This is a genomic window from Alphaproteobacteria bacterium, from assembly GCA_033344895.1.
GTDB lineage: Bacteria > Pseudomonadota > Alphaproteobacteria > UBA8366 > Aestuariispiraceae > Pacificispira.
In genome coordinates, this window is record JAWPMN010000001.1 from 633,230 (window position 1) to 658,307 (window position 25,078).

General features: G+C 64.0%; 31 protein-coding genes. 10 read left to right on the forward strand and 21 right to left on the reverse strand.

The features are described 5' to 3' along the window. The first annotated feature begins 44 nt into the window (after nucleotides 1-44). Nucleotides 45-608 carry a TetR/AcrR family transcriptional regulator gene (locus tag R8L07_02860; protein MDW3204457.1) on the forward strand — a complete coding sequence of 188 codons (564 nt, stop codon included), beginning with the start codon at nucleotides 45-47 and terminating at the stop codon, nucleotides 606-608. A 7-nt stretch (nucleotides 609-615) separates the two neighbouring features. On the opposite strand, the gene R8L07_02865 is transcribed toward R8L07_02860, so the two are convergent. The 6 genes from R8L07_02865 to R8L07_02890 form a co-directional block, all read right to left on the reverse strand. Then, entirely contained in the window at nucleotides 616-918 is a 303-nt protein-coding gene (locus R8L07_02865; protein ID MDW3204458.1) for a hypothetical protein, read from the reverse strand. A gap of 28 nt (nucleotides 919-946) precedes the next feature. Next, nucleotides 947-1,438 (reverse strand): hypothetical protein, encoded by a 492-nt coding sequence (locus R8L07_02870; protein ID MDW3204459.1) that lies wholly within the window; start codon nucleotides 1,436-1,438, stop codon nucleotides 947-949. 90 nt (nucleotides 1,439-1,528) lie between these two features. Next, nucleotides 1,529-2,353, reverse strand: a complete 825-nt coding sequence (locus R8L07_02875; GenBank protein MDW3204460.1) for an isocitrate lyase/phosphoenolpyruvate mutase family protein — start codon at nucleotides 2,351-2,353, stop codon at nucleotides 1,529-1,531. Then, entirely contained in the window at nucleotides 2,350-2,925 is a 576-nt protein-coding gene (locus R8L07_02880; protein MDW3204461.1) for a GNAT family N-acetyltransferase, read from the reverse strand. The genes R8L07_02875 and R8L07_02880 overlap by 4 nt, the downstream gene beginning before the upstream one ends. Beyond that, entirely contained in the window at nucleotides 2,918-3,322 is a 405-nt protein-coding gene (locus R8L07_02885) for a hypothetical protein (protein ID MDW3204462.1), read from the reverse strand. Before R8L07_02885 ends, R8L07_02880 begins: the two co-directional genes overlap by 8 nt. Before the next feature lie 40 nt (nucleotides 3,323-3,362). Beyond that, complete coding sequence (locus R8L07_02890; GenBank protein MDW3204463.1) at nucleotides 3,363-3,545, reverse strand: hypothetical protein; 183 nt, start codon at nucleotides 3,543-3,545, stop codon at nucleotides 3,363-3,365. Nucleotides 3,546-3,662: 117 nt separating this feature from the next. Here R8L07_02890 and R8L07_02895 point away from each other — a divergent pair, with 117 nt between their 5' ends. After that, entirely contained in the window at nucleotides 3,663-4,343 is a 681-nt protein-coding gene (locus R8L07_02895) for a YafY family protein (GenBank protein MDW3204464.1), read from the forward strand. A 39-nt stretch (nucleotides 4,344-4,382) separates the two neighbouring features. Here the strand turns inward: R8L07_02895 and R8L07_02900 are convergent, their stop codons facing one another. Further along, a complete protein-coding gene (locus R8L07_02900) occupies nucleotides 4,383-5,795 on the reverse strand; it encodes a malonyl-CoA decarboxylase (GenBank protein MDW3204465.1) in 1,413 nt (470 codons plus the stop codon). A 153-nt stretch (nucleotides 5,796-5,948) separates the two neighbouring features. Between R8L07_02900 and R8L07_02905 the strand changes: the two genes are divergently transcribed. The 4 genes from R8L07_02905 to R8L07_02920 all read left to right on the forward strand — a co-directional run bounded on the left by R8L07_02905 (nucleotide 5,949) and on the right by R8L07_02920 (nucleotide 8,461). Next, nucleotides 5,949-7,118 carry a CaiB/BaiF CoA-transferase family protein gene (locus tag R8L07_02905; GenBank protein ID MDW3204466.1) on the forward strand — a complete coding sequence of 390 codons (1,170 nt, stop codon included), beginning with the start codon at nucleotides 5,949-5,951 and terminating at the stop codon, nucleotides 7,116-7,118. Nucleotides 7,119-7,120: 2 nt separating this feature from the next. Beyond that, a complete protein-coding gene (locus tag R8L07_02910; protein ID MDW3204467.1) occupies nucleotides 7,121-7,456 on the forward strand; it encodes a DUF1491 family protein in 336 nt (111 codons plus the stop codon). A gap of 105 nt (nucleotides 7,457-7,561) precedes the next feature. Then, on the forward strand, nucleotides 7,562-8,047 hold the full coding sequence (locus R8L07_02915; protein ID MDW3204468.1) for a PAS domain-containing protein: 486 nt from the start codon (nucleotides 7,562-7,564) through the stop codon (nucleotides 8,045-8,047). 90 nt (nucleotides 8,048-8,137) lie between these two features. Next, the gene (locus R8L07_02920; protein MDW3204469.1) at nucleotides 8,138-8,461 is read left to right on the forward strand and encodes a DUF1330 domain-containing protein; all 324 of its coding nucleotides are present in this window, start codon (nucleotides 8,138-8,140) and stop codon (nucleotides 8,459-8,461) included. Nucleotides 8,462-8,485: 24 nt separating this feature from the next. Here R8L07_02920 and R8L07_02925 read toward each other — a convergent pair whose 3' ends face one another. Further along, nucleotides 8,486-9,289, reverse strand: coding sequence for a helix-turn-helix transcriptional regulator (locus R8L07_02925; GenBank protein MDW3204470.1), 804 nt, complete (start codon nucleotides 9,287-9,289; stop codon nucleotides 8,486-8,488). Between the two features lie 131 nt (nucleotides 9,290-9,420). Here R8L07_02925 and R8L07_02930 point away from each other — a divergent pair, with 131 nt between their 5' ends. Continuing rightward, on the forward strand, nucleotides 9,421-9,831 hold the full coding sequence (locus R8L07_02930) for a hypothetical protein (GenBank protein MDW3204471.1): 411 nt from the start codon (nucleotides 9,421-9,423) through the stop codon (nucleotides 9,829-9,831). 7 nt (nucleotides 9,832-9,838) lie between these two features. Here R8L07_02930 and R8L07_02935 read toward each other — a convergent pair whose 3' ends face one another. The 9 genes from R8L07_02935 to R8L07_02975 all read right to left on the reverse strand — a co-directional run bounded on the left by R8L07_02935 (nucleotide 9,839) and on the right by R8L07_02975 (nucleotide 17,069). Continuing rightward, nucleotides 9,839-10,885, reverse strand: coding sequence for a class I SAM-dependent methyltransferase (locus tag R8L07_02935; protein MDW3204472.1), 1,047 nt, complete (start codon nucleotides 10,883-10,885; stop codon nucleotides 9,839-9,841). Between the two features lie 26 nt (nucleotides 10,886-10,911). After that, on the reverse strand, nucleotides 10,912-12,744 hold the full coding sequence (gene asnB / locus R8L07_02940; GenBank protein ID MDW3204473.1) for an asparagine synthase (glutamine-hydrolyzing): 1,833 nt from the start codon (nucleotides 12,742-12,744) through the stop codon (nucleotides 10,912-10,914). A 222-nt stretch (nucleotides 12,745-12,966) separates the two neighbouring features. Then, a complete protein-coding gene (locus R8L07_02945; GenBank protein ID MDW3204474.1) occupies nucleotides 12,967-13,284 on the reverse strand; it encodes a hypothetical protein in 318 nt (105 codons plus the stop codon). A gap of 33 nt (nucleotides 13,285-13,317) precedes the next feature. Continuing rightward, complete coding sequence (locus R8L07_02950) at nucleotides 13,318-14,019, reverse strand: hypothetical protein (GenBank protein MDW3204475.1); 702 nt, start codon at nucleotides 14,017-14,019, stop codon at nucleotides 13,318-13,320. A 14-nt stretch (nucleotides 14,020-14,033) separates the two neighbouring features. Further along, on the reverse strand, nucleotides 14,034-14,297 hold the full coding sequence (locus R8L07_02955; GenBank protein MDW3204476.1) for a hypothetical protein: 264 nt from the start codon (nucleotides 14,295-14,297) through the stop codon (nucleotides 14,034-14,036). After that, nucleotides 14,287-15,927: a portal protein gene (locus R8L07_02960; GenBank protein ID MDW3204477.1), complete on the reverse strand. Its 1,641-nt coding sequence runs from the start codon at nucleotides 15,925-15,927 to the stop codon at nucleotides 14,287-14,289. The genes R8L07_02955 and R8L07_02960 overlap by 11 nt, the downstream gene beginning before the upstream one ends. After that, complete coding sequence (locus R8L07_02965) at nucleotides 15,924-16,133, reverse strand: hypothetical protein (GenBank protein MDW3204478.1); 210 nt, start codon at nucleotides 16,131-16,133, stop codon at nucleotides 15,924-15,926. The genes R8L07_02960 and R8L07_02965 overlap by 4 nt, the downstream gene beginning before the upstream one ends. A 127-nt stretch (nucleotides 16,134-16,260) precedes the next feature. Further along, entirely contained in the window at nucleotides 16,261-16,653 is a 393-nt protein-coding gene (locus R8L07_02970) for a hypothetical protein (protein ID MDW3204479.1), read from the reverse strand. After that, on the reverse strand, nucleotides 16,650-17,069 hold the full coding sequence (locus tag R8L07_02975; protein ID MDW3204480.1) for a hypothetical protein: 420 nt from the start codon (nucleotides 17,067-17,069) through the stop codon (nucleotides 16,650-16,652). The genes R8L07_02970 and R8L07_02975 overlap by 4 nt, the downstream gene beginning before the upstream one ends. Before the next feature lie 327 nt (nucleotides 17,070-17,396). Here R8L07_02975 and R8L07_02980 point away from each other — a divergent pair, with 327 nt between their 5' ends. After that, entirely contained in the window at nucleotides 17,397-18,023 is a 627-nt protein-coding gene (locus tag R8L07_02980) for a S24 family peptidase (protein ID MDW3204481.1), read from the forward strand. Nucleotides 18,024-18,075: 52 nt separating this feature from the next. Next, nucleotides 18,076-18,921 carry a branched-chain amino acid aminotransferase gene (locus R8L07_02985; protein ID MDW3204482.1) on the forward strand — a complete coding sequence of 282 codons (846 nt, stop codon included), beginning with the start codon at nucleotides 18,076-18,078 and terminating at the stop codon, nucleotides 18,919-18,921. A gap of 6 nt (nucleotides 18,922-18,927) precedes the next feature. Here the strand turns inward: R8L07_02985 and pyrC are convergent, their stop codons facing one another. From pyrC to R8L07_03005, 4 genes are read right to left on the reverse strand one after another with little or no spacing between them, the layout of a single operon-like run. Further along, nucleotides 18,928-19,968, reverse strand: a complete 1,041-nt coding sequence (gene pyrC, locus R8L07_02990) for a dihydroorotase (GenBank protein MDW3204483.1) — start codon at nucleotides 19,966-19,968, stop codon at nucleotides 18,928-18,930. Further along, nucleotides 19,965-21,734: an asparagine synthase (glutamine-hydrolyzing) gene (gene asnB, locus R8L07_02995; protein MDW3204484.1), complete on the reverse strand. Its 1,770-nt coding sequence runs from the start codon at nucleotides 21,732-21,734 to the stop codon at nucleotides 19,965-19,967. The genes pyrC and asnB (R8L07_02995) overlap by 4 nt, the downstream gene beginning before the upstream one ends. A gap of 3 nt (nucleotides 21,735-21,737) precedes the next feature. Continuing rightward, nucleotides 21,738-22,787, reverse strand: coding sequence for a glycosyltransferase (locus R8L07_03000; protein ID MDW3204485.1), 1,050 nt, complete (start codon nucleotides 22,785-22,787; stop codon nucleotides 21,738-21,740). After that, complete coding sequence (locus R8L07_03005) at nucleotides 22,788-24,116, reverse strand: hypothetical protein (protein MDW3204486.1); 1,329 nt, start codon at nucleotides 24,114-24,116, stop codon at nucleotides 22,788-22,790. A 147-nt stretch (nucleotides 24,117-24,263) separates the two neighbouring features. Here R8L07_03005 and R8L07_03010 point away from each other — a divergent pair, with 147 nt between their 5' ends. Next, nucleotides 24,264-25,052, forward strand: a complete 789-nt coding sequence (locus R8L07_03010; GenBank protein MDW3204487.1) for a glycosyltransferase family 2 protein — start codon at nucleotides 24,264-24,266, stop codon at nucleotides 25,050-25,052. Nucleotides 25,053-25,078: the final 26 nt, after the last annotated feature.

The window sequence follows — 25,078 nt, forward strand, 5'->3', positions numbered from 1 at the left end:
ATGATATATGAAATCTAAACTGTCAAGTTGGAATGGATGATCGCATGAGACGTTCGAAATCGGAGAAGGCACAGAGCCGGGAAGAGATCGTGAATGCCGCGGCGCGCCTGTTCCGGGAGAAAGGCATCGGCGAGACCAGTGTATCCGACGTCATGGGTTCGGCGGGCCTGACCCATGGCGGCTTCTATCGCCATTTCTCGTCCAAGGAAGACCTCGCCGCCACCGCGATCCGCGATGCTTTCCGGTCCGGCCTGCGCGTTTTCACGGAAGCCTCAGACGCCCCCGAGGAGGAGGCCCGCGCCTATGTCGACCAGTACCTCTCCCATGAGCATCTGACCGACCCCGGCGACGGATGCCCGATTCCGACCATGGCAGCGGAGGCGGGGCGGGGCCCCGATTCCTGGCGGGCGTCACTGGCAGCCGGGGCGGAAGAGGCGATCGCGAAGTTGTCCGTCGGCCTGCCCGGGGGACGTCCCGCGGCGCTGGAGTTGCTCGCGCTTCTGGTTGGGACGGTTCTGCTGACCCGCGGTACCGGCGACACGCCTCTCGCCGGGGAAGTCCTCGACACCGGCCGCGCCGCTTCGGACCGATTGCTGTCGGGGGATTGAGGCGCCGCTAGAGATAGTTGCGCCAGGTCCTCTTCTCCCTGGATTGGAAGAATTTCGAGTTTGAGAGGTAATTGTAGGCCTTGAACTCCGATACATAGACCAGGATGCCGAGTTCGATGTCGTAAAGAACGGCGCCTGCCCCGGACATCTCCGATTCAACGGACTCGATCGTTGTCTCATTCGAGAACCGGTACGATATCGCCAATGCGGGTCGCGATCGATAGGTGGTCTTCCCATCCACGCGGGATTCAACCCGTAGACCAAGCTTGCCGATCCGCCCCATCTTCGGCTTCTCGACAAAAAAGGGCATCTCCGACCGAGAACTGACGGGAAATACCCTATTGCGGCATGCGGGTGACCGCGACCCGGCCCAGAATGCCGAGCGCCCGGGTCGCGCGGGTGACGCCGTTCAGGTCGGAACGGCCAACGGATCGCGCCAGATGATGCTGCCAATCGGCAATGATGTTGCGGGCCGATCCGGCATCGCCGACCGGATAGCCCTGCCCCTTCGGACCGCGCAGCAACAGGGTCTGTTCGCTGCGGTCAATGGCCCGGCCGGCCAGCATCAGTTCCGTCATGTCCGTCAGTTCGTTCGGCGTCAGGAACCGGGGATCGTAACGATCACCGACCATCAGATAGGTCGCCTCCAGACTGACCGATATCCGGTCGTCCCCAAGAGGCGGCGGTTCGGGCAGGCGCTTCTTTGCCGGTCGGCGATCCTTGCCCGGGGGTTGAGACCGCAGGATACGCGCACCGCGCGCCAGGACGCTGCCCGGACTTTCAGCCGAGTGGTCATCCCGCACCGGATCCAGAAAAGAGTTCAACTTCATGCCTGCGACGCCTCCGTTTGGTTAACAAGCAAGAGACGTGCCATTGCAGAGCACCCGGAAAAGCGCCAAAAATCCGGGTTAATGAAAGCCTTAGCGTTCGAAGAACCGTTCCAGGCTGGCGAAGTCCATCGCATCCTTGGCGAAACTGAATACGCCCTCCTCCCGGACCTCCCGCGCCGCCTTGACCAGACCGCCATAGACCAGCCTGGCGAAGGCCGACCCGACGCTGATCCGCGCCACCCCAGCCTCGGCCAGTTGCGACAGGGTGAAGAGCGCTCCCGGCATGCCCATCACCACATTGACGGGCACGGCGACCGATCGGCAGACGCGGTGGATTGACTCGAGGTCCCGCAAGCCGGGCGCGTAGACCACATCGGCGCCGGCCTTCTCAAAGGCCTGCAGGCGGCGGATGACCGCTTCCAGATCCTGTCCGCCCCACAGCAAGCTCTCGCAGCGCGCGGTCAGCATGAAATCCGGCGACAGGGCGCGCGCCGCCTCGACCGCAGCCGCCACCCGTTCGACTGCCAGACTCTCGTCGAAGATCGGGCTCTCCCGATCGCCGGTGTGATCCTCGATGGAGCAGCCGGCGAGCCCTGTCTCGACCGCCATACGAACGGTCTCAGCGACGCCTTCCGGGCTGTCGGCGAAACCTTTCTCCAGATCGGCGGAGACGGGCAGTGGCGTTGCGTCGACCAGCACCCTGCAATGATCCAGCGCCGTGTCACGCCCGATCGCGCCTTCGCATTCCCCCATCATGAAGGCCATGCCGGCGCTGGTCGTCGCCAGGGCCTCATAGCCAAGTCCCTGCAGAATCCGGGCGGACCCGACATCCCAGGGATTGGGAATCAGCAACGGCGTACCGCGCTTGTGGAGCGCCCGAAACTTCGCGCGTCTTTCTTCATGAATATCGCTCATGTCAGCATCCTTCGCATGACGGGACGGGTTTCAGACGGTCTTGCCACTTCCTTGTATCCGGCGCGGCGAAAGGATTCCGCCAATCCGGTCCAGGCATAAACGGCGGGATAATTCGGCACAGCCGGGTCGACGGGATACCCCTCCACCGCCGGGCCGCCGCGACGACGCACGAACTCCGCCGCCCCTTCCAGCAATGTCACGGACAGGCCCTGTCGGCGGTGCGACTTCGCGATGGTCAGGCAGGACACCGACCAGACCGCCAGATCGTCCAGCGGCTTGAACAGGCGCGAGCGGTCCAGATAGGGATAGGCGGGCCGGGGCGCGATGGCGCACCAGCCGACCGCCCTGTCCCCGTCGAAGGCCAGAATGCCCGGTGCATCCTGGTCGAACAGCGCCTTCATCGCATCCCGGTTGGCCTCGCCCTTCCCGGCATCGAAGCTTTTGCGGTCCAGCCGCCACAGCATGCACCAGCAGCCGCCGGCCCCGCCCTTCTTCGGGCCCATCAGGTCGACGAAGGCCTCCCAGACATCGGGGCCCGCGTCGCACAGCGTGATGCGTCCCGGCTCAGGCATCGGCCTTCTTCCAGTCGCCCGTCGTATTCCACCAGCGGTACGGATTGGCACTGTCGTCCAGCCCCTTGGATCGGCTGACCAGGGTGTCGTGAACCTTGATGACCGGTTCCTGATAGCTGTGTACCTGAAACACCGTTTCCACCACCTGCTGCAGCAGCCCCGGATCGGGGGCCATTTCGAAGCCGACCTCAACGACGCCCGGGCGCTCCCGCACCGCGGTTTCCGGCCCGGCCGCCGCCCCGGGGAGCGGGCGATACCGTTCCGTTCCGGTTGCGGTCACATAGGCATTGTTATCATAGGGACCCTGCATCAGGGGCGTGACGGAGGTCACATGCGCCATGATTCTGTCCACATCTTCTGCCGGGGCCTGGATCGTGACGGTCCAGAAGTGCCGCATTTCGACGGAACGGGTCTCGAATGCCGCAAGGGTGGACCGGTCAGTCATAACGAACCCCCGGCTGAAGCAGCTCGAACCCGACGATTTCGAACTCGTAGAGTCCGCTGCCATCCGGCTTCTCGGCGCGCGCCGTCAGAGTCCCGTCCTCGGCATAGAATACCGCATGGGCGGTGTGCAGGGCGCGGTAGCAATGGGTGCCGTCCGGATACAGATACTTGATCATCGTCTCATTCCTCGATTGTGTCGGTCGATCGTCAGGGACCACGCCAGAATATCGGAACGCTGCTGACAACAGGTTGTCAGCAGTCGTGGTATAGTCTGCGCGGAAAGGAGAGGACGGTTGAGCAAATCCGGACGTCTGTTCGAAATCATCCAGATTCTGCGCGCGGCGGACCGGCCGATGACCGGTCAGGCCATCGCCGACATGCTGGAGGTCGCCAAACGCACCGTCTATCGCGACATCGCCGCGCTTCAGGCCATGCGCGTTCCGATCGAAGGTGAGGCCGGGATCGGCTACATCATGCGGCCCGGCTACGACCTGCCGCCGCTGATGTTCGATGCAGAGGAAATCGAAGCGATCGTCGTCGGACTGGCCATGCTGGGCCGCACCCGGGACAGCGGTCTGCTGACAGCCGCCGACCGGGCCGGGCGCAAGATCGCTTCGGCCGTCCCGAACCACGCCGCCCCCCTGGCGGACCGGACGCTCTACGCCTCTAGCTGGAATACGATTCCGGACTCGGAAACCGACACGCGGTTCTTTCGCGAGGCGTTGCGGGACGAGGATCGACTGCACATCGACTATACGGATGCCGAAGGGGCCGCCAGCACCCGCACAATCCTGCCCCTTGGCATGATCTATTACATCGATGCCGTCGTCCTGGCGGCCTGGTGCGAGTTGCGCAACGACTTCCGCCATTTCCGCATCGACCGGATTGCCAGGGCGGAGCGCCTCAATACCCCGTTCCGCGACCGTGCCGCCGCTCTGCGTCGACAATGGCGCGAAACGGCGAACCTGCCGTAGACATCGCCTCTATCCGGGCGCAACAGAGGCCCGTAGCCGTTACAGCAACGACTTCACGGCGCTGGAATAGACGACGGTCCCTTCGGCGGCAAAGGCCTCATGGTTTCGTTCGATATCCGGCAGGCGATAGAGATAGTTGACCATCATGCCGCAGGATTGCTCGAACCCCTTTGTCGAGGTATCGCCCAGCCAGTTGATCCGCTCGACCTGGGCGCCGTTGTGCAGATGGAAGCGCGCAACCGGATCCAGCGGCAGCTTGCCCCGCTTTTCCTGAACCAGATAACGCGCGCAAAGCCGCATCAGCGGCTCCTTCAGCGCGGACGAAAGGGCCGCGTTGCTGCTCCAGTCCGACGCGATCAGTTTCGGTATCTGTCCCTTGGAAACGGTCGCGCCGACCGCTTCCTTCAACTTTTTCCGGTCATCCGCTGTCAGGATGTTCGGTTTCCCTTCGGCAATGGCGCCTTCCAGCCAGGCCCGGAAGCCCGGTATCGGCGACAGGGTGGAGAAGGTCTTCAGATTCGGCAGATCGCGGCGCAGATCCTCAACCACGCGCTTGATCAGGAAATTGCCGAAACTGATCCCGCGCAACCCCTTCTGCGTGTTCGAAATCGAATAGAAGATCGCCGTGTTCGCCGCCGCCGGGTCTTCTGTCGGCGCGGCTTCGTCCAGCAGGCTCTGAACATTTCCGGCGATGCCGTTGACCAGCGCCACTTCCACGAAGATCAGCGGCTCCTCTGGCATGCGCGGATGGAAGAAGGCATAGAGCCGCCGGTCGGATTCCAGCCGGTTGCGCAAGTCCTGCCAGGACCGGATTTCGTGCACCGCCTCATATTCGATCAGCTTCTCCAGAAGGGACGCCGGGGATTTCCAGGATATCGTGCGCATCTCCAGAAAGCCGATATCGAACCAGCTGACCAATAGCCCCTGCAGATCCGCGTCGAGCGGCTTGAGCGACGGTTCCTCCTTCAGGAAGGAAAGGATGTCCGCGCGCATGTCGACCAGAAACTTGACCCCTTGCGGCAGAGCGTTGAACTGGGTCAGCAACGCCATGCGCGGCGCGGTCAGGGCCGACCGCATTTCCCGTTCAGCCTTGTGGCGCGCGGCTTCGTCCCCGGCCTCCTGCCAGTGGCGCATGGCTTCGGCGACCTGCTCGGACTTGGTGCCGAACTCCTCCGCCAGCAGCAGCAGAAAACGGCGCCGACCGTCCCGGCTGAGCGACAGATACGCCTGCCCCAGTGCCGCCGCGCGCTGGCGCGCGGAGACCTCGCCGCCCTTGCCTTCCAGGCAGGCGACCATCTGCTTGCGAACCGTCGACAGATCCCGGTCGTTCAGGTCGGGTTTCAGCGCGCTGACACGCTCGGTCCCGGCAAGGTCGTCCCACACCTCGCGCAGGCTGGCCAGCGTCCGCGCGAAGAAGCCGCTCTCTTCCTTCACGGCGATCGTTGTCGTCATGGTCGTTCGCTCCGTCATCGGTCCTTGTTCCACACCCTATTGATATGGCCTGGAAAAGCCGGCTCACAACCGGCATGTTGCGGTGCAGTTCAGTTTGCCGCAGGTCAGTTTGCAGCAGCCATCCCGGTTCGTGAAGGTTCGAGTCCGCCCGCCATGAATGAAAGTCCAGAATCCGCCGGTCCACTATCCGGTCTGACCGTCATCGACATGACCCGCGTCCTCGCCGGTCCCTATTGCACCATGCTGCTGCGGGACCTGGGCGCGCGCGTCATCAAGGTGGAGGTACCGGAAACCGGTGACGATTCCCGCAGCTTCGGGCCGTTCATCGAGGGGGTTTCGGCCTATTTCCTGAGCCTCAATCGAGGCAAGGAGTCGATTGCGCTGAACCTGAAGAACGAGCGCGACCGCGCGATCTTCGACGCCCTGATCCGCCAATCGGACGTTCTGGTCGAAAACTACCGCGCCGGTGCGATGGAGCGACTGGGCTACGGCTGGGACGCGCTGCAGGCGGCCAATCCCCGGCTGATCTACGCCGCGATCTCCGGATTCGGGCAGACCGGCCCCTACAAGTCCCGCCCGGCCTACGACATGGTCGTACAGGGCATGGGCGGCATCATGTCGGTCACCGGTCAACCGGACGGCCCGCCGACCCGCGTCGGCACTTCGGTCGGCGACCTGACCGCGGGGCTGTTCGCCCTGTCCGCGATCAACGCGGCTCTTTATCAGCGGGAACGTACCGGCCTGGGCCGGATGATCGATATCTCAATGCTGGACTGTCAGGTCGCCATTCTGGAGAACGCGATCGCACGCTACGCCGTCACCGGCCAGGCGCCGGGACCACTGGGCGCACGGCACCCTTCGATCACCCCGTTCGAGGCCTATGCCACCCAGGACGGCCACATCATTATCGCGGCCGGCAATGACAAGCTGTTCCGCATCCTTGCCGCCGCGCTCGACCGGCCGGACCTGGCGAACGACCCGCGTTTCCTCGCCAACGCCCAGCGCGCGGCCCATGTCGAGGAATTGAAGGCAGAGCTGGAACGGACCCTGACCACCGCCCCGACCGCGCACTGGCTTGCCGTGCTGGACGACGCGGGCGTGCCGAACGGTCCGATCAACAATGTCGCCCAGGCGCTGAACGATCCGCAGATCCGGGCGCGCAACATGGTGGTCGAAATGCATGACCCGGACGGACCGAACCTGACCATGGCGGGGAACCCGATCAAGATGTCCGGAATTGCCGATCCCGACCGGCGGCCACCGGCCCCGAAGCTTGATGCCGACCGTGCCCGTATCCTGGCCGAACTGGGCATCGAGGATTAGTCATGTACGATCCGCGGCTGCCGACAAATCTCTGGGTTCAAGCCGGGCTGGCCCTGTGTTCCGGGCGCGGCGTACCGGCCGTCGTCTCGCACAAGGGCGACCCCCATACCGGCATCGTCCTGGTTCGGATCGCGACGCTGGACGGCCGGGTGCGACTGCTGACCCAGCAACGCGATCTGAGCGGCGACCTGAAATGGATCGACGCCCTGCCGTCCGACGCCGTCCCCCTGGAATCGGACGCTGACGAGTATATCCGGCGCGCCCGGTCGCGGGACCCGGACCTGTGGATCATCGAGGTCGAAGACCGGACCGGAACGAACCCTTTCGATTCCGACTAGGGGCATGCGTTCGGATTGTTACGTTTTCGTGATTTTCCAGATCAATCATGTTAGCGTCCCCCTCGGGAGGGCACCTTAGGCGGGGTGCTAAAAAAAGGGATGAAGGTGTCCAGCTTCAGAAGCGGGGACGAAGACGCGCTGGTGTCCAAAGACGCGTCGTCCCTGATCAGGGCCGGGGCGGCCTATTGGATGGAAAAATGCGACGGGCGGCGGATGCCGCACCGTCGGGATATCGATCCGATCGTTTTCCGGCGTCTGCTGGGCAATGTGGTCCTGCTGGACGTGCTGCGCGATCCCCTGGATTTCGTCGAACGGATCACCGGGGAAACCGTCCAGTACCACAACCACCGCAGCTATATGGGCATTCCCTGGCGGGAACTGCCGGAACGCGGGCCGGACAGCAAGATTTTCCAGTTCTTCGAATCCGTGGTCGAAAGCCATCTGCCGCGTTTCGACAGCGTTCCCTATGTCGGTCCGCACAAGCATTTCCTGCGGGTCGAGGTCCTGGCCTGTCCGCTGGCCGACGATACCGGCAACGTCTACAAGATCCTGACCTATGTCGATTACCGTCCGAGGGAGGATTCGATCTGATCCCATTACCCGCCAGGTAATCGACCCGGCATGCCCAGACGGCCATAACCTCCTTGTCGTTCAACGCAACAGATTCAGGAGGACAGAGCCATGCCGACACTCGCCATCGCCGCCATCACCGACGTCAATTTCGGGAACGGGATCGTCGACTATCTGCGGCGGATCGACGACACGATGGAACCGTTCGGCGGCCGGTATCTGGTCCATGGCGGCCCGAAGGCGGTGCTGGAAGGTGACTGGCCGGGCGATGTCGTCATCCTGGAATTTCCTGACCGGACCAGCGCCGAAGACTGGTACGCGTCGGACGCCTATCGGGCCATCCGACCGCTGCGCACCGAAAACTCCAAAGGCGACGTGATTCTGATCGACACGGTCGCGCCGGGACACCGGGGACCGGACATCCTGCCGGCTTGAATTCTGTCGGCCTGACCGGGGAGATCAGACGCGGGGCTGCAGGCGGCTCCGCGTCTCCTCATCCGCCGGATAGAACGCCTCCAGGATCAGTTCCGACAATGTCACCTCCACTGCGGTACCAAATACCGTCGTCGTGCTGAAGAAGGACAGCACGCCCCGGTCGGTCTGCAGCACCATTGGCACCAGCACCGAATTGTCCGCCACCTGCACCGGGGGGACCGTATCAGCCGCGCTGGAACCATCGCGATACGCCTCGATCTCCGCGATCAGGTCCGCGATTCCTGCATCCCCGGACAGGTCGTGCTGACGGCGCAGGCGTTCTAGGATATGCGCGGTCCAGACCGGCAGATTGACGATGCGGGGCGCCAGACCCTCGGGATGCAGGCTGAGACGCAGGACGTTGACCGGGGGTTCCAGCAGATGCGCCGCGACCCCGCCCAACAGGGCCCCGACGGCATCATTTGCCGCGACCATGGTCCAGTGCCGATCAACCGCCAGCGCCGGATAGGGCATATGTCCTTCCAGGATCAGGTTGATGGCGGCCCGTGCCTCCGCCAGGTCCGGATCGTCCAGCGATCGTTCGGCATAGGCGGGCGCGAAACCGGCGGCCAGCAGCAATGCATTCTGTTCGCGCAGCGGGACATCAAGATGGTCGCAGAGCCTCAAGACCATGTCCCGGGAAGGTCGGGACCGCCCGCTTTCCACAAAGCTGAGATGACGCTGCGAGATCTCCGCCTCGACAGCAAGCTTGAGCTGACTCATCCGGCGTCGTTCGCGCCAGGTCTTCAGCAGGTCGCCGAAATTCGGCGCAAGGTGTCGTGTTCTCATGGCGTCAGAATATCCCTGCCGCAAATCCGCATCCAATAACCTGACAGGTAATCGACCCAGCTACGGATATCGATCACCTTTCGCGCACCGGCCGTCAATCAATGGCCTCACGACTGCGAAAGGAGAGTCTCATGTCGTTCCTGAACCATCCCAGCCTGCTGCGCCGAACCCTGCTGGCGGACGCCGTGACCTGTGCGATCATGGGGGTCGTCCTGGCCGGCGCCTCGGGCCCGGTCGCGACGATGACCGGATTGCCGCAGGCACTGATCCTCTGGGTCGGCATCGTGTTGCTGCCCATCGCGGGCTACAACGCCTTCATCGGATCGCGCGCCGAAACCCCGATCTGGGCGGTCTGGCTCCTGATCCTCGGCAATGCCGGCTGGGTCATTGCCAGCGTTGCATTGCTGCTCGTACTGGACAGCCTGACGCCGATCGGGATCGCCTTCGTCGCCGTTCAGGCGGCCGGCGTTCTGATCCTGACCGAACTGGAAATCATCGGCGTCCGCCGCCTGTCCCGTCAGTCCGGAATCGCGGCGGCGTGACCCCGTGTCAGCCCATCTTCCGCGCCAGCAGTCGAATGTCCCCCTCGCCGAACTTCTCTGCGGCATAGGGGTCGTCGCCGGTGACATCCAGGTCGGTGTCGAATCCGCCGATCAGTCGACGGTAGTCGCCGAAACCGATGGCATCGAGACGCGCCTTCAGGGCGGCAACCGATGTGGCGCGGTAGACGGCCTTCAGCCCGTCGCCCAGGTGATAGCGCTTGTTGATCGAGAAGCCGAGATGCGCCAGATGCGCCTGCACCAGCGCCGCCGGTACGTCAGCCAGAATCTGAACCGAAACATGGAACAGGTCCCGTGCGATGGATCCTTCGCCTTCCGTATAGATCCAGGCGAAGCCGCCGGGCTTCAGCAGGCGGTGCATTTCGGTATAGGCGCGATCTTCGTCATCCAGATGGTGGAAGACACCGTTCTGGATCGCGGCGTCGAAACTCGCTGACTCTTCCGGCACGTCATAGACGGTCGCATGGATGAAGCGCAGTTTCGATTCCGGGACGCCCAATCGGTCCCGGGCGGCTTCGGCATAGCGGATGCTTTCCTCACCGTAATCGACGCCGACCACCTCGGCCGCCCCGGCGTTCAGAATGGCATGGTCGAAATTGCCGTGGCCGCAGCCCATGTCCACGACCCGCAGCCCGTCAAACACCCCCTTGTCCAGATCGTTGAAGCGTAGCCGGTCGTCGTAGCGGGCAATCCGTTCGCGATACTGATCGGCGTCGAACTGGGTCCAAAGCGACTGGAACAGGTCGTGATGCTCCTCCTCCATCGTCTGCTCGCGCGGGTCGACGTCCAGCGACAGTCCGCCGTCACAGAAAGCGATGGATCGCGCCGATTCCAGGCTGGCAATGGCCCGATCGACCAGATCGTGGGTCAGCTTGAACGGATGGTCCGGCAGGTTGCGATCCAGTTGCAGCGCTTCCCAGCCCATGTTCATGCGGATCAGGGCCTCGATCCGGGCCAGCGCCATGAACCGCGTGCGCGGCAGCTCTGCGGCCAGGCGCTTCAGTTCATCCAGGCGTTTCAGATAGGTCTTTTCCATCGGATCGATCCTTTCACGTCCAACCGTCAATCCACGAATTCTTCGTAGAAAAGCCTGGCCGACACCAGGCAGAAGAGGAAATTGTCGCGCCCCCGGCTTTCGGTCTCCGGGTCAAGCAAGCGCCGTACCTTGTCGCGGTCCACCAGATCCCAGAATGCGCTCTGTGTCAGCAGACGCTCTCGCACCTGCCCGTCCCGGCGGTCCAGCAGCGAGGCGATCGGCGCGTTGAAACCGAGCTTCTGCGTCTTGTGCAGGATTTCCGTCGGCACCAGGCCCTCGCCCGCACGACGCAGCAGGGCCTTGCTGAATCCACCCTGGATCAGGTGGCGCGATGGGACCCGGGCCATGAAATCCACCAGCCCGCGATCCAGATAGGCGGCGCGGTTTTCGATGGAATGATGCATATAGTGACTGTCATGGGCCCATGTCAGGACCGGTACGGATTCCGACATCAGCTCATTCAGCATTCGGCTGCGCAACAGGTCCGGACCGTAATCCGTCTCCGGAAATGTCTCACCGACCCGATGCCCGATCAGGTAATCCGCGACATCCGGCGCGTTCAGATGCAGGTGGCCCCGTTCCCCCGGCGCGTCGATGAAGGCGCGCGGATTCTGCAGCAGCGGATTGCGGACGTGGCGTCCGAAACTCTGACGCCATTCCGCGACCAGGGCGTCGAAATCGACCTCTGCCTCCGCTGCCCGCCCGGCCAGCCAGAACAGGTAATGGTCATAGTATCCGGCGAAGATTTCATCTGCGCCGTTGCCGTTGATCAGAACCTTGTAGCCTTCCGCCGCCACTGCCTCGGACAGGAACCCGTCCAGATACATGCCCAGCGACGGAACCGGCCCGTCATAGGCGCGGCTCATCACCGCGAGCCGGTCCAGGAACCCGTCATGACTGACGCGCGTTTCATGCGCCGGAACGCCCAGCGACCGCTGCGCCGTCCGGATTGCGGCGCTTTCGTCATAGTCGCTGTCCTGCTCCAGCATCGAGAAGGTATGCAACTGCTGGCCGTGGCGGTGTACCGCGATGCCGGCCAGGACATTGCTGTCGATGCCGCCGCTGAGACTGATTGCGATCGGGACATCGGCCCGCAGTCGGATGCGGATGGCGCGGTCGATCTCCGCCATGGCACCTTCGGCGGCCTCTTCCTGCGTCATCTCCATCGGCGTGAAGCCGGGCGTCCAGTAGGGCGCCGGTGCCGACAGACCGTCCCCGGACATCCGCGCGCAATGCCCGGAGGGAAACCGGCTCACGCCGTCGAAGAACGTTTCGGGACGGCGGAAAATGCGCCGATAGCCATGGGCGAGAAAATCCCCGACCGCCGCAGTCCGCACCGGAAACTGCCGCCCGGTCAGGGCTACCAGTTGTTTCACCTCGGACGCGAAGTAGAGGCCGTGATCTGTCTGATGGGTCAGCAGTGGCTTCTCGCCGAAACGATCCCGCGAGAGGAGGACAGTCCCGTCCGCCGGATCGGCAATGGCCAGCGCCCACATGCCTTCCAGCCGGTCGAAGGCAGCGTCGCCCCATTCAAGATAGGCCCGCAGCAGGACTTCGGTATCGCTGTCCGTCCGGAAGACATGCCCCAGCCCGATCAGCGTCTCGCGCAGCTCCAGGTAATTGTAGATCTCGCCATTGTAGATCATCACCCGCCCGTCGATTTCGAAGGGCTGAGCGGATCGGGGATCGGGGTCGATGATGGCCAGACGGGTATGCAGCAACACGCAACGCCAGGGCCCGACATCCAACTCGCGCTGACCGGAATCGTCCGGTCCGCGCCGCGACATGGTCGCGAGCGTCCGCGCGCACGCCCTCGCGTCCGGCGGGCTTCGTCCGATATAGCCGGCGATTCCGCACATCAGCGGGCGCCCGATTTCAGGTTGGCATTGTCGATCACGATCCTCGGCCTTCTGGCGTTCGATACGATCCCTGCAGGGCCCCTTCTGGACCTTCCTTCAAGGCTTATACGCCGAAAATCGCGGGTCGCAAAGGGTTCCCGGCCGTAGCCGGGTCCGGAGACGGCAGGAAACGGGACCTGCCCGGGGACCATCGTCCCGGCCCGTCCCCCGCCGAAGACACCGTCAGGCGGAAGCGTCGCCCTCCGGGTAGAGCCGCCGGAATCCCTGACTGACGGCATCGACAACCTGAGGATCGCGATCGCGCCAGTAGCGCGGGTCGCGCATCAGGGTACGCAGTTCCGCTTCCGCCGCAGCGCGTTCCTTGGGATCGTCGTTTTCGGTCAGCGGTCCCAGCAGTTCCGCCATTTCCGGTCCGAACGCCTTGGTCAGGAGCAGCGCCGCACGCGGCGTGATGATATCGTCCAGTTCCTGAATTTCGGACGGTTCCAGCCCGCGCAGCCCGTCCGCGATCGTCTGAACCGTTTGATTGCCGTTATACATGCCGTTTCGTTCCTTTCGGTTACGGTCACCGGATCAGCCGGCTCCGGGATAGAGATGCCGGAACCCGCTCTCGACCCGGCGTGTCAGGGCCGGATCGTGATCTCGCCAATAGCGCGGGTCGCTCATCAGGCGTTTCAGGTCCGCCTCGGATATTGCCGTCTCGGCGCCGTCCCCGGCGGCCAGTCCCGGCTCGTCGCCGGACGACATCATGCGGTGCATGGCCATCACCCCGTCATAGGAACAACAGAGCGCGTCGAAGGCGTCCCCCGGCAAATTCCGGGATCCCCACTTGCGAAGCTGGCGCCGGGTCTCCGCCCAGCGGTGCCGGCCGCCGAAATGTGCCTCCAGCCGGGCTGCATCCGTTGCGCCGCGCGCGGTCTGGGCCACCTCCGCCATCAGCGGGGCCAACTTCTCCGCCGCGAGGTCATAGACAAGCTGCACCTGCTCCCCGGTGAATCCGGCCTGGTGCAGAACCGCCTCCAGTTCCGGATCCCGTTCCAGATATTCGTCCAGAATTTCGACCCGGTACTGTTCCGGCGTGTCCGGGACGCCCAGTGCCTTCAAGGCGGCCGCCCGGTCGAAGGGGGCGTCGGGATCGGGGACCGGACCACTGCCCAGCTTGCGCTCCAGTTCACGGTAGGATTTCAGCAGGCTCTCGACATTCAGGTCCCCGGTTTCGGGATCGGTGAATTTCGCCGGATAGGGGGCCGATTTCGCCTCGCATTTTTCACACATGGTTGGGTCCTTTCTCATGGCGCGGCCCGACCGCGCGCAATCAGGGTTTCGATCTGACGAACCAGACAGCGCTGGCCCTCCAGATGCCGGATCTCGGCAGCGCTTGCCGCGGGGCCGAGCGCCCGGTCCAGGGTCAACGCCCGCAAGTGGTTCAGGATCAGGTCACCGTCGGGGCCGGAAAAACCACGGGCAAACGCCTTGAGAATTTCCGGCGAAAGCGGAGCCGGCAGCGCGCTTCCGTGGTCCAGCGCGGCCCATCCCCCGGCATCATCCTGCATGATCGCCCCCGGGTGCTGCGGGTCCTGTCGGCGCAGCCTCCATCTGTGCCGCCATCGCCGGCCCTGTCATGGCGGAGAGCATGGCCATCGGGTCTGCGGCCCCCTGCGCGCCGGGTGCTGTCTGTTCGGCTCTCATTCGATCCAACTCCTCTTCTGTCCGCAGCAGGGTCTCGGGCACACGGAAGGCCTTCGCCAGCCAGCGCGCCGCCTGTTGCGGTTTGACGATTTGCGCGGCATCCGGCCCGAGGACGCCCAGTGTCTGAAACCATTGCAGCGCGGCCTGGGCCTCGGCATGGCGACGGTGCATGGCGATGGGCGACACAATCTGGAGATCGACGTCGTGGCCATCGACCGCGATGTCCGGAATTTCGCCGCGACGGCGCAGGATGGCGACGGCACGTCTGGCCAACGGGAACAGAAGTTCGGCCTGAAGCCGGCCATAGGTCGCACCCAGTTGCCGTTCCATTTCGGCGGATCGTTCCAGAATCTCCGTCGCCGTCATGCGCGGCGCGTCGATCTGGCCGAGTCTGTCCGCCAGCAGGCTGGCACGAATACGCGCCCGCAGATCGTCCAGTACGAGGCCGGAGACGTCGAAACTGCCCGGCGCGGTCAGCGGGGTGAGACCGCTGGAGCCGACCGCCTTTGGAATAATGGTGCCGGGCAGCAGCTTCACCGTTGCGGGGTTCAGCACGCCATCATCGTCCGCCTGCCAGATTCCGGTGACGGCGATGGTCGCGTTTTTCAGCACCAGTTCGACAACCTTGTTGGCCGTCTTGATATCCGGCAGAGCCTTCATCACCGGGGACCGGCCGTAGGTTTCACCCGGAGCCTTGGTCCATCGAAAGTTAATGAAGGGCGAAACGTCAAATCGACCTTCGGACAGGCTTTCCGGTATCTGCGCCGCCTGCCCCGCACTGGGCTCCACCACGGCGCGATAGGCAAAGCCGCCATTGTCGGGGACCACCGCCTCGACGACCGCCAGACGGGCCTCCCCCGCTTCGGACAGGACCGGATCCCGCGCCAGCGCCGCAGCAGCATGCGGAAAGCGCGCCGCCAGCGCCTCCCCGGAATACTCGTGCCGCCGAAAGGTCACGTCCAGCAAACCCGACGCGCCCTCCTCCAATACGGCCTCCCCCAGTGGCACCGCCGTAAATCGAAATGCAGCGGGCTCGCCCAACGGCGCCTCTTCGAACAGGAGGCATGCGGTCCCGGCCGTCACGAGATCCAGATAGCATTGGTGAATCTCCACTGCGAAGTTCGAACGGTCGAAATGGCTCTGAACCGTCGCCGCGACCTCTTCCAGCGGTGCCGCCAGCCGCTGGGCATCCTGTTCGGGAACCGCCGTTCCGGGGACAAATCCGAACCAGCGGGACCAGGGCGGCGTCAGTTCCGCCATCAGGCTGGCTGCCAGTTGGTCCACAGCTTCCGGCGCCGTGCCATCGAACAGGCGGTCAGTCTTTCTTTCGCCGGGAGGGCCACCGGACAGGGCGCCATCCCGTTGCGGCATCGCGAACTCGTAGCAGTCCCGCCAGTGATCCTCCCATACGACGCGACGCCGTCTTGCCCGTTCGAAGCGCCGCAGCAAGGCCTCCGGGCCGCCGCTCTGCGCTTCAGGCTGGGACACGCTCATTCACCCAGCCGGGTCTTGCCGGCGTCCGGTGTCCCGCCGGCACGGGTAAGGACGCCGCGGAAGCCGGTTTCGATCGTACCAGTTCGCCCGCGACGGCGCCGCTCGAGGGCTTCAATCCGATTGTCGCGCTTGCCCTCCTCCGGGTCCTTGACCGGCGGCAGGGGAGGCGGCGGAGGCGGAGACGGCGAACTGAACATGCCCGACATATTTTTCTCCTTTTGTTCCTTTTTCATTCAACGAGGATCGAAACCGAGACCTTGGCTTCAGAAAACGATGCATTCCGACTTGCAGCGGAGGAAGTGAGACATCTTATAGCTGCAAATCATCTTGTTGTCAATTTGTTCTTTTTAAGAGTCGATACAGCTGATACGGCGTCCAAATCCGCGGATCGTCAATTCCCAGCGTCCGCTTTGCGACTTCGACACAGGTCAGAGGCAGCGGCCGGAAACGGGAAACGGAAACCGGGCGGGTCATCGTCACCTGACAACGGTAGCCCAGATCGTGCAGGACTATCAGATACTCGGCCAAGCCCTGAGGGTCCAGAACCGCATAGGAAATCCGACCGATCAGACTGTCGATCGCAATCCAGTAGGGCGACACCTCGACCAGGATGAGGCAATGCCGAAACCGCCGCTTCAGCAGGCGGAGCGGGCTGAACGCAGCCTGATCTGTATAAGCGACAATCGCAGGCCGCTTCCGGTCGGACGCAGATTTGATTTTATTCATGTTATGTTCTTTTTCATGCTGACGCTTTCCCGATGCATTTCCGAATGACGGGGCAGAACGATTCCCTTCCGAATCAGGGGACCGGCAAGCTTGTCCAGTGCACTGTGCCAGAAGGGCTCATGATGGGCTTCCTCAGAATCCCGCGGATCCGGCGGGCGATCCATGGCGCCGAAGGCACACAGGGCATGCATCTCATATCCGTCCAGAACCTTCTGGCGGCGCAACCGCGATGCCAGGGCGACGAGATCCCGCGGTTCACAGGGCCGCTGAACAACAGCCCGATCCGCGGAAAGCTGCGCGCCCTCAGCCGCAATCCTCATCGATCTGGCCGCCCATAACCATGCCTCCTCCGGCGAATCGAACGCCGTCCCGAAGACAACATGGGTCGGCCGCGGCACATAACGCTTTCGCGCCATCCGTATCCTCCTTGCGAGTTCGGTTAATCGATTGTCGGGCAGGTGGATACAACGTATGAGATAAGTTGATTTCGGTCAACCCACCCGATCACATTTGTTTTATTTTCGTTCTTATAATGCGTGCCTCCCGTCGAACGCCGAAGACTAATTGGGCGGCATCCGTCGGCACAACCGGATTTCGATCTTTCTATGTTCCACCCTTCCGGATAAACTATCAGGAGAACAAACTTTGTACCGTCTATGTTTACGGTCGCATTCGCACGTCGGTGGCGGCACTTGAATCGGCGGACGGCCTTATGACCCGCATACGGACCGGGAACCCATGTCATGAAACCAGACGACATTTGGCGTGGAATCGACAGGCTGGCGGCCGATCAGGGGATCACCCCGGCGCGCCTGGCGAAATATGCCGGGTTGGACCAGTCGGTGTTCAGCGCCGGACGCCGCCGCAACGCCAAGGGCGACCTGCGCTGGCCGGGACTGGAGAGCCTGGCACGCGTGTTCCGGGTCACCAACATCTCCCTCTCCGACTTCGTCGGTTACATGCACGCGGACCCTGCCAGCCGGTCGGCCTTCCGGATTCCCGTTCTGCCGATCGACAAGGCGGCGCGGAACGAACACTACGACGAGGATGGCTTCCCGACCGGTGGCGGATGGGATCGGATGGAGTTTCCGGATGTGCAGGACCGGCGCTGTTTTGCACTGAAGATCGATTCCGACGATCACCTGCCGATTTACCGGCCAGGTGACATTCTGATCTGTGCCCCGGGAATGAGCCTGCGGCGCGGCGACCGGATCGTATACCGGCGTGGCGAGATGGGTCTTTCCATTGCTGCCCTGGTCCGCCAAACTCCCTTCCGGGTCGATCTGGCATCGCTTGACGGGACGGAGACGGACACTTTCCCGGCCCAGGAAATCTCCTGGATCACGCGCATCGCCTGGGCCCGGCAGTAATCTGAAATTCGCCCATCCGCGCGGGCCTTCGCTAACAGACAGGAAACTGGAAATGAGCAGCGCAATTACCTATGTCGACGGCCAATGGGTCGACGCCAACGCCCCGCTATGGAGCTCTGTCTCCCACGGCGTCTGGCTTTCCTCCATGGTGTTCGACGGCGCCCGCGCGTTCGAAGGCGTGACCCCGGATCTCGACCTGCATTGTCAGCGCACGATCAATTCCGCCAATGCGCTGGGGCTGCGGGCGACCAAGACCGCGGCTGAAATCGAAGAGATCGCCCGCGAAGGCATGAAGAAGTTCGCCTCCGACGAGGCGCTGTACATCCGCCCGCTGTTCTGGGCCGATGACGGTTTCGTCGCGCCGAACCCGGATTCGACGCGTTTTGCCCTGACCCTGACGCCGATGGCGATGCCGGGAACCGGCGGGTTCTCCGCCTGCCTGTCGACTCGCCGCCGGCCGATGCCGGATGCCGCGCCGACCGATGCCAAGGCCTCCTGCCTGTATCCCAATGCCGGCCGGGCGCTGCTGGAAGCCCGCGGTCGCGGATTCGACAACTGCGTCATGCTGGATCCGATGGGCAATGTCGCGGAGTTCGCAACCGCAAACCTGTTCATCGCCAAGGACGGCGTGATCAAGACTCCGGCGATCAACGGCAGTTTCCTGAACGGCATTACCCGGCAGCGCGTGATGAAACTTCTGCGCGACCGGGGCGAGACCGTCGTCGAATGCCGGCTGACCGCCGATGACGTCTATCACGCGGATGAAATCTTCAATACCGGGAATTACGGCAAGGTCATGCCGGTCATTCGCTATGAGGACCGCGACCTGCAGCCCGGACCGAAGTTCAACCTGGCGCGCGAGCTCTACTGGGAATTCTCGCACGGCAAGGCCAGCTAGGCGTCGTCAGGCGGCGACGGTCCAGTCCAGGCTTTCCCCGGCGTGGTAGGGGCGGATCGTTTCCGTCCCCGCCGTCAGGCTGTCCGCGATGGTCACGCCGGATTTCTTCAATGTGATGCGGTCCTCGTTCACCGGCAGGCCATAGAAGCGCGGGCCGTTCAGGCTGGCAAAAGCTTCCAGCCGATCGAGTACACCTTCCGCTTCGAACACCCCGGCATAGACTGAAAGCGCCGAGGCGACGTTGTAGATTCCGGCGCAGCCGCAGGCCGATTCCTTCGCATGGACCGGATGTGGCGCCGAGTCCGTTCCCAGGAAGAAACGCGGGTTACCGCCGACCGCTGCGGCACGCACGGCCAGACGGTGTTCCTCGCGCTTGGCGATGGGCAGGCAGTAGAGATGCGGCCGAATTCCGCCCCGGAACATGTCGGTCCGATTGATCTCCAGATGATGCGGCGTGATGGTCGCTGCCAGATTGTCGCCGCCGGTCGGCACGAATTCCGCCGCCTGCCGCGTCGTGATGTGTTCCAGTACGATCTTCAGGTCCGGCTGGCGTTCCATCAGCGGCTTCAGGACCCGCTCGATGAACACTTCCTCGCGGTCGAAGATGTCGATCTCCGGATCGGTGACCTCACCATGGACGAGCAAGGGCATGCCGATCTCAGCCATCCGCGCCAGTACCGCATCGACCTTGCGGATGTCCCGGACACCGGCGTCCGAGTTCGTCGTGGCCCCGGCCGGGTAGAGCTTCACCGCCGTCAGAATGCCCGCCTCGTGGCCTGCCGCCAGATCGTCAGGGTCCGTGCTTTCCGTCAGATAGGCCGTCATCAGTGGCTGAAAGGACGACCCTTCCGGCAGCGTCGCCAGAATCCGCTCACGATAGGCGGACGCGTGTTCCGCCCGGGTAACCGGCGGCACGAGATTCGGCATCACGATGGCCCGGGCATAGACCGCGGCCGTTTCCGGAACGACCGCACGCATGACCGCCCCGTCGCGAAAATGAATGTGCCAGTCATCCGGCCGGATCAGGGTCAATGTCGCGTCGCTCATGCCGCCTCCAACGCTTCGTGTATCGATGCCTCCCGGATCGCCGCACCGCCGATCAGGGCCTTGTGCCACAGGGCATAGAACAGCAGCACCCAGGCCGCCTGCCCTTCGCGTTTCCTGGCCGCCGCCATGAACAGGGCTTCGACCCGGTCGGGACGGGCGATCTCCTGGATGCAGGCCTGCCGCGCCACCAGCGGTCCCAGCCGTGCCGCGTCCCCGGCAATCCAGGCGCCGACCGGCACGGTGAACCCACGCTTCGGTGCAAACGAATCGGCCTCGGGCAGGCGCTTGTTCAGCCATTGGCGCAACAGCCACTTGCCCCTGCCGTCCCGGATCTTGAGATCGTCCGGCAGGCGATAGGCGGCTTCCACCACGGCCGGATCCAGGAATGGTGTCCGACCTTCCAGCCCATGTGCCATCAGGCAACGGTCCAGCTTGACCAGCAGGTCGTTCGGCAGCCAATCCTCGCAATCCGTCGCCTGTGCACTCTGCAGGCGGTTCCGGCCCGCCTGACGGTCCAGGGCCTCACGCCCGGCGATGCTGTCCCGCCAGCCGTTCGGCGCATCGTGCAGCACGCCCAACCGGTCAAAGACACCGCGGCTGCGGATTGCCTTGCCGCCCAGCCACCACGGGCGCTGTACAGACCGGTACCGGCCATAGCCGCCGAACAGCTCATCCCCGCCCTCGCCGCACAGCACGACCTTCAGGTCCTGGGCTGCACGCTCCGCCAGGGTCCAGCTGGGCAGCACCGCATAATCCGCCGTCGGGTCGTCGACGGCGGCAGCGATGCGCGGCAACAGGCGAAAGAAGTCCTCCCGCCCGAAAGTCACTTCCTCGTGCTGCGCACCGACCCGCTTTGCCAGCATGCGGGCATGCTCGCGCTCATCCTGAACGCTGGCATCATCGAACCCTGCGGTGAAGGCAATGACCGGCGTTTCGTTCAGTTCAGCCATCATGCTGAGGATGGCGCTGGAATCGATGCCACCGGACAGGAACAGGCCGTAGGGCACGTCCGAGCGCTGATGAACGCGCACGCTGTTTCGAAGCGCCGCATCAAGACGATCCAACGCGTCCTGTTCCGTGATCCTTTCCGGCCCACCGGGTGGCAGGGCCTGTCGCTGTCGTCGGGCCACGATACGTCCCTGACGGGCGACGAGTGTCTCGCCCGGCAGGACGCGGCGAACCCCGGCTATCGGCAGAAACCGGCCGCAGGAGAACTGAAGCTGCAGGAAGATGTCCCGCGCCGCCTCGTCCAGGGCGACATCCAGCAAACCGGTCCGCAACAGAACACCGGGTTCGGACGCGAAGATCAGGCCGACCTCGGTCTCGGCATAATAAAGCGGTTTGATGCCGAAGGGATCACGCGCCAGGATCAGGCTGCCGCCTTCGGTCGGATCATGTATCGCGATCGCGTACATGCCGCGCAATTCGTCAGCGAAGGCGTCCCCCATCTGACGATAGAGAAACAGCGCCGGTTCGCAGTCCGACCCGGTCTGGAACGGCGTCCCTTCCATCCTGGCCCGCAGTTCGACGTAGTTGTAGATCTCGCCATTCGCGACCAGCGCCGCGCCGTCCGGCTCGTAGAGCGGCTGATCGCCGGTCGTCAGATCAATGATCGCCAGTCGGGTCTGCAGCAGAACCGTGTCGCCGCCATGATGGCGTCCACTGCCGTCCGGACCGCGATGGCTCAACGCGTCCATCATCGCGTTCAGCGCCGCTTCCGGCGGGGCCGATCCGTCCCGCGTCATGATGCCGGCAATTCCGCACATGGCTCAGCCGCCGTTTCGCCGAATGGTGTCGAAGAACTCCTGATAGGCCGCAACGACGGGTCCTTCTGAGAATCGCTCCGTGAAGACCTTGTGGCCGTTGCCCGCCAGGTCGAGGCCTAGGGATTTGTCCTCGATCAGACGATCCACCGCCTTGGCCAGGGCATCCGCATCGTCCACCGGCGCCAGCAGGCCCGACTTGCCGTCCTCGATCAGCTGGGTCGGCCCCTGCGACGCGGCGGCGACGACCGGCACGCCTTGCGCCCAGGCTTCCAGAACGATGTTGCCCAGCGGCTCATGACGGGAGGAACACAGGAAGATATCGGATGCCGCCAGCAGCGCCGGCGCATCGTCCCGCCAGCCCAGGAACCGCACCCTCTGCGATACACCGAGGCGCAATGCCTGATCCCTCAGCGCCGTCTCTTCCCTGCCGTCGCCCGCGATCCACAGATAGGCCTTCGGCACCCGCGACAGAACCTCCAGCGCCGTGTCGAATGCCTTGTTGGTATGCAGCCGCCCCAGACAGAGCATCAGCGGCGCACCGTCCGGCGTATCCAATGCCGCCCTTTCGACCGGCGGCATGCGGCGGTCGTCGACGAAATTCGGTAGATACCAGGCCCGTTCCGCCGGCCAGCCCTCGCGCAGCAGGTATTCCCGGATATCCTCGGTATTGGCGACCAGATGGTCGCAACGCTTGTAGTTCTTCAGCTTGTAATAGCCGCCGAGGCGACCGACCACGGTCCAGTCCCCTTTCGGGGCAACCCGCGCCGCACGGTTCATCCAGACCAGCACGACATCCGGGTCGAAATCCCGGGCCAGCTTCTTCAACTCTTTCTTCGTCGTCAGATCGAACTTGCCGGAAAACGGCAGTTCGGTGACGGGCACACCGGCTTCCGTCAGTGTCGCCTTGCGCGCCGCATGGGTCCGGATCGCCGCCCGCTGGGGCGTGCCGGCACGCTGCAGGGCGCAGACCAGGCGCACAAAGAATGCCTCCGCACCGCCGGTCTCCGCGCCGGCCATGATCTGTAGAACCGAATGGTTCACCGTATCGCTCATCTAGTCACGCTTCTCGTCGGCGCCCGGTCGGGGCGGCCTGTCGTCACGGTCGACGCGGGCCTCGTCGATATCCCACTCGCCGTCCTCTTCGTCATCATCGTAATCGTCGTAATCTTCATCATCGTCGAAATGGTAGAGGTCGTCTTCCTCTTCTTCCTCTTCCGCCTCTCTGGCGGCATCGAAGATGGACCCCAGGGATGCACCACCGGATGCCGCGACGGGAATGGCGCCCGCGATGCCAAGCGACGCGACCGCCAGGGCCGCGATCCACCAGGGCTGCCATAGACCGGGCCCGGAAACCGCCATGGCCAAAGCCGACCCGGCCAGACCGGCGGCGCTGGCACCGCGCCAGACGGAAACGTCCCTGGTGACGGCCCGCAGGACGATCGTGACCGCAGCGCAGATTGCCAGAACGAGCCCGAGGGCACCGGTACCGATCAGCAGCTGCAAGGCAACATTTCGACCCGGCAGTTGCAGCATCTCCGGCACCGCGGTACCCGCCCCCGTTCCGTGAATCGGGGTGCCGGCCCAGACCGACAATGCGGCCGGCCAGGCGGCAAGATAGGGGTCGAGCTGTGCCGGAAGATCCATGCCCCCGGACCCGAAGACCGTCGCCAGGATGGCAGGACCGAAGCCGACCGTGAGGATACCGAAAACCAGAAGTGCCCGCGCCAGTATGGAGGATGCATAGGCCAGAGCGAAGAAGACGACGCCGATCAGGGCAGCCCATAGGAACGTCTGATGTTCGGACAGGAAAATGGCGATCAGGGCCGCAACGATCCAGATCAGCGCTTCCCGCCACGAATACCGAACCTCGAGCAGCGCCGCCATCGGCCAGATCATGACCGTCAGAAAGGCGACCAGCAGGGCGAACAGCCCCGGTCCTCCCGGTATCATCCGCCGCAGCAACCCGCCCGACGCCGCCTCGAACACGATCAGCCCTGCCACGACAGCGACTGTCAGAAGCGCCGGCCAGCTGGCTTCGATCCCGGGGCCGCGCGCCGCCAACAGAATGACACAGGGCACGGCAAACAGGACCGCCAGCAACAGCGGCAGGGCCGCGATCAGCGAAAATGCAGGATCGACCGACCAGACGGCGCTGGCCGTTACATAGATGCCGAAGACCAGCGTAACCCAACCCGCCGCCCCCATGGCGCGGGGCAGGGTCGGGATCAGCCGAAACCGCAGCGCCAGGATTGTCACAATGCAGATCAGGGCCGCGAAAGCCACGGCCAGAGGGTGGATCAACGCGGCCAGAGAGGCCGCCGCAAGCACCAGGGCCGCGTCGACGAGACTGTCGGTCAATCTGGGATTCGCGGGTTCGGTCATGCCGGCAGCGGCTCGGGAATCCGTTTCGGAAAGTCGATCATGAATGGATCTTTGTCGTTTGTGCTTACACCAGAGTCCGCCCCCGGGCAAATCGTACGGGCAATCGCATCTTTCCGCGCTGCGGAATCTTCGATATACGCAGCAACCATGACCGAAGCCCGGGAAAATAGCGGCAAGACTTTGTCCTGCCTGGTCGTCGCCCGCAATGAGGAAGCGATGCTGCCCGCCTGTCTGGCGTCCCTGGATTTCGCCGATCAACTGGTTGTCGTGCTCGACCGCACCACCGATGGATCGAAGGCCATTGCCGAGAAGGCGGGGGCCCTCGTGATCGAAGGTGCCTGGGAATCCGAAGGGGCGCGGCGCAATACCGGGATCGAGGCCTGTACCGGGGACTGGATCCTGGAGGTCGATGCCGACGAACGCGCGACGTCGGATGTCGCCCGGGAGGTACGGGCCCATATCCAGACCGCGCCGAACGGCCTCTATCTGATCCCGATCCGAAACGTTATCGACGGGCGGGAGGTCCGCCACGGCTGGGGCGCGTATAACGGCGCAGCCAGCGCACCGCGCCTGTTTTCCAGGGGCGACAAGGTCTGGGGGCCGGAGCGGGTCCATCCCTCCCTTCAGACCGGGCCGAAGCATGGCTCTCTGAAGCACGGCCTGATCCATCTGGTCGACCGGAACATTTCCGACATGATCGACCGGATGAACCGCTACACCGACCTGATGGCGCAGGATGCGGTGGACAAGGGCAAGGTTCCCGGCCTCGGCGCGGCGCTGCGCCGCATCGTGTCCCGGGGCTGGAAGTCCTACATCGCCCGCAAGGGCTACAAGGAAGGCTATTACGGCATCGCCCTCGCCTTCTTCGCCGCGTCCTACAGCCTGCTGATTCATCTGAAGGCCCGGGAAATACAGGACCGCGAAAACCGGTCCTGACCGTCCCCCCGATTCACGAACTGAAA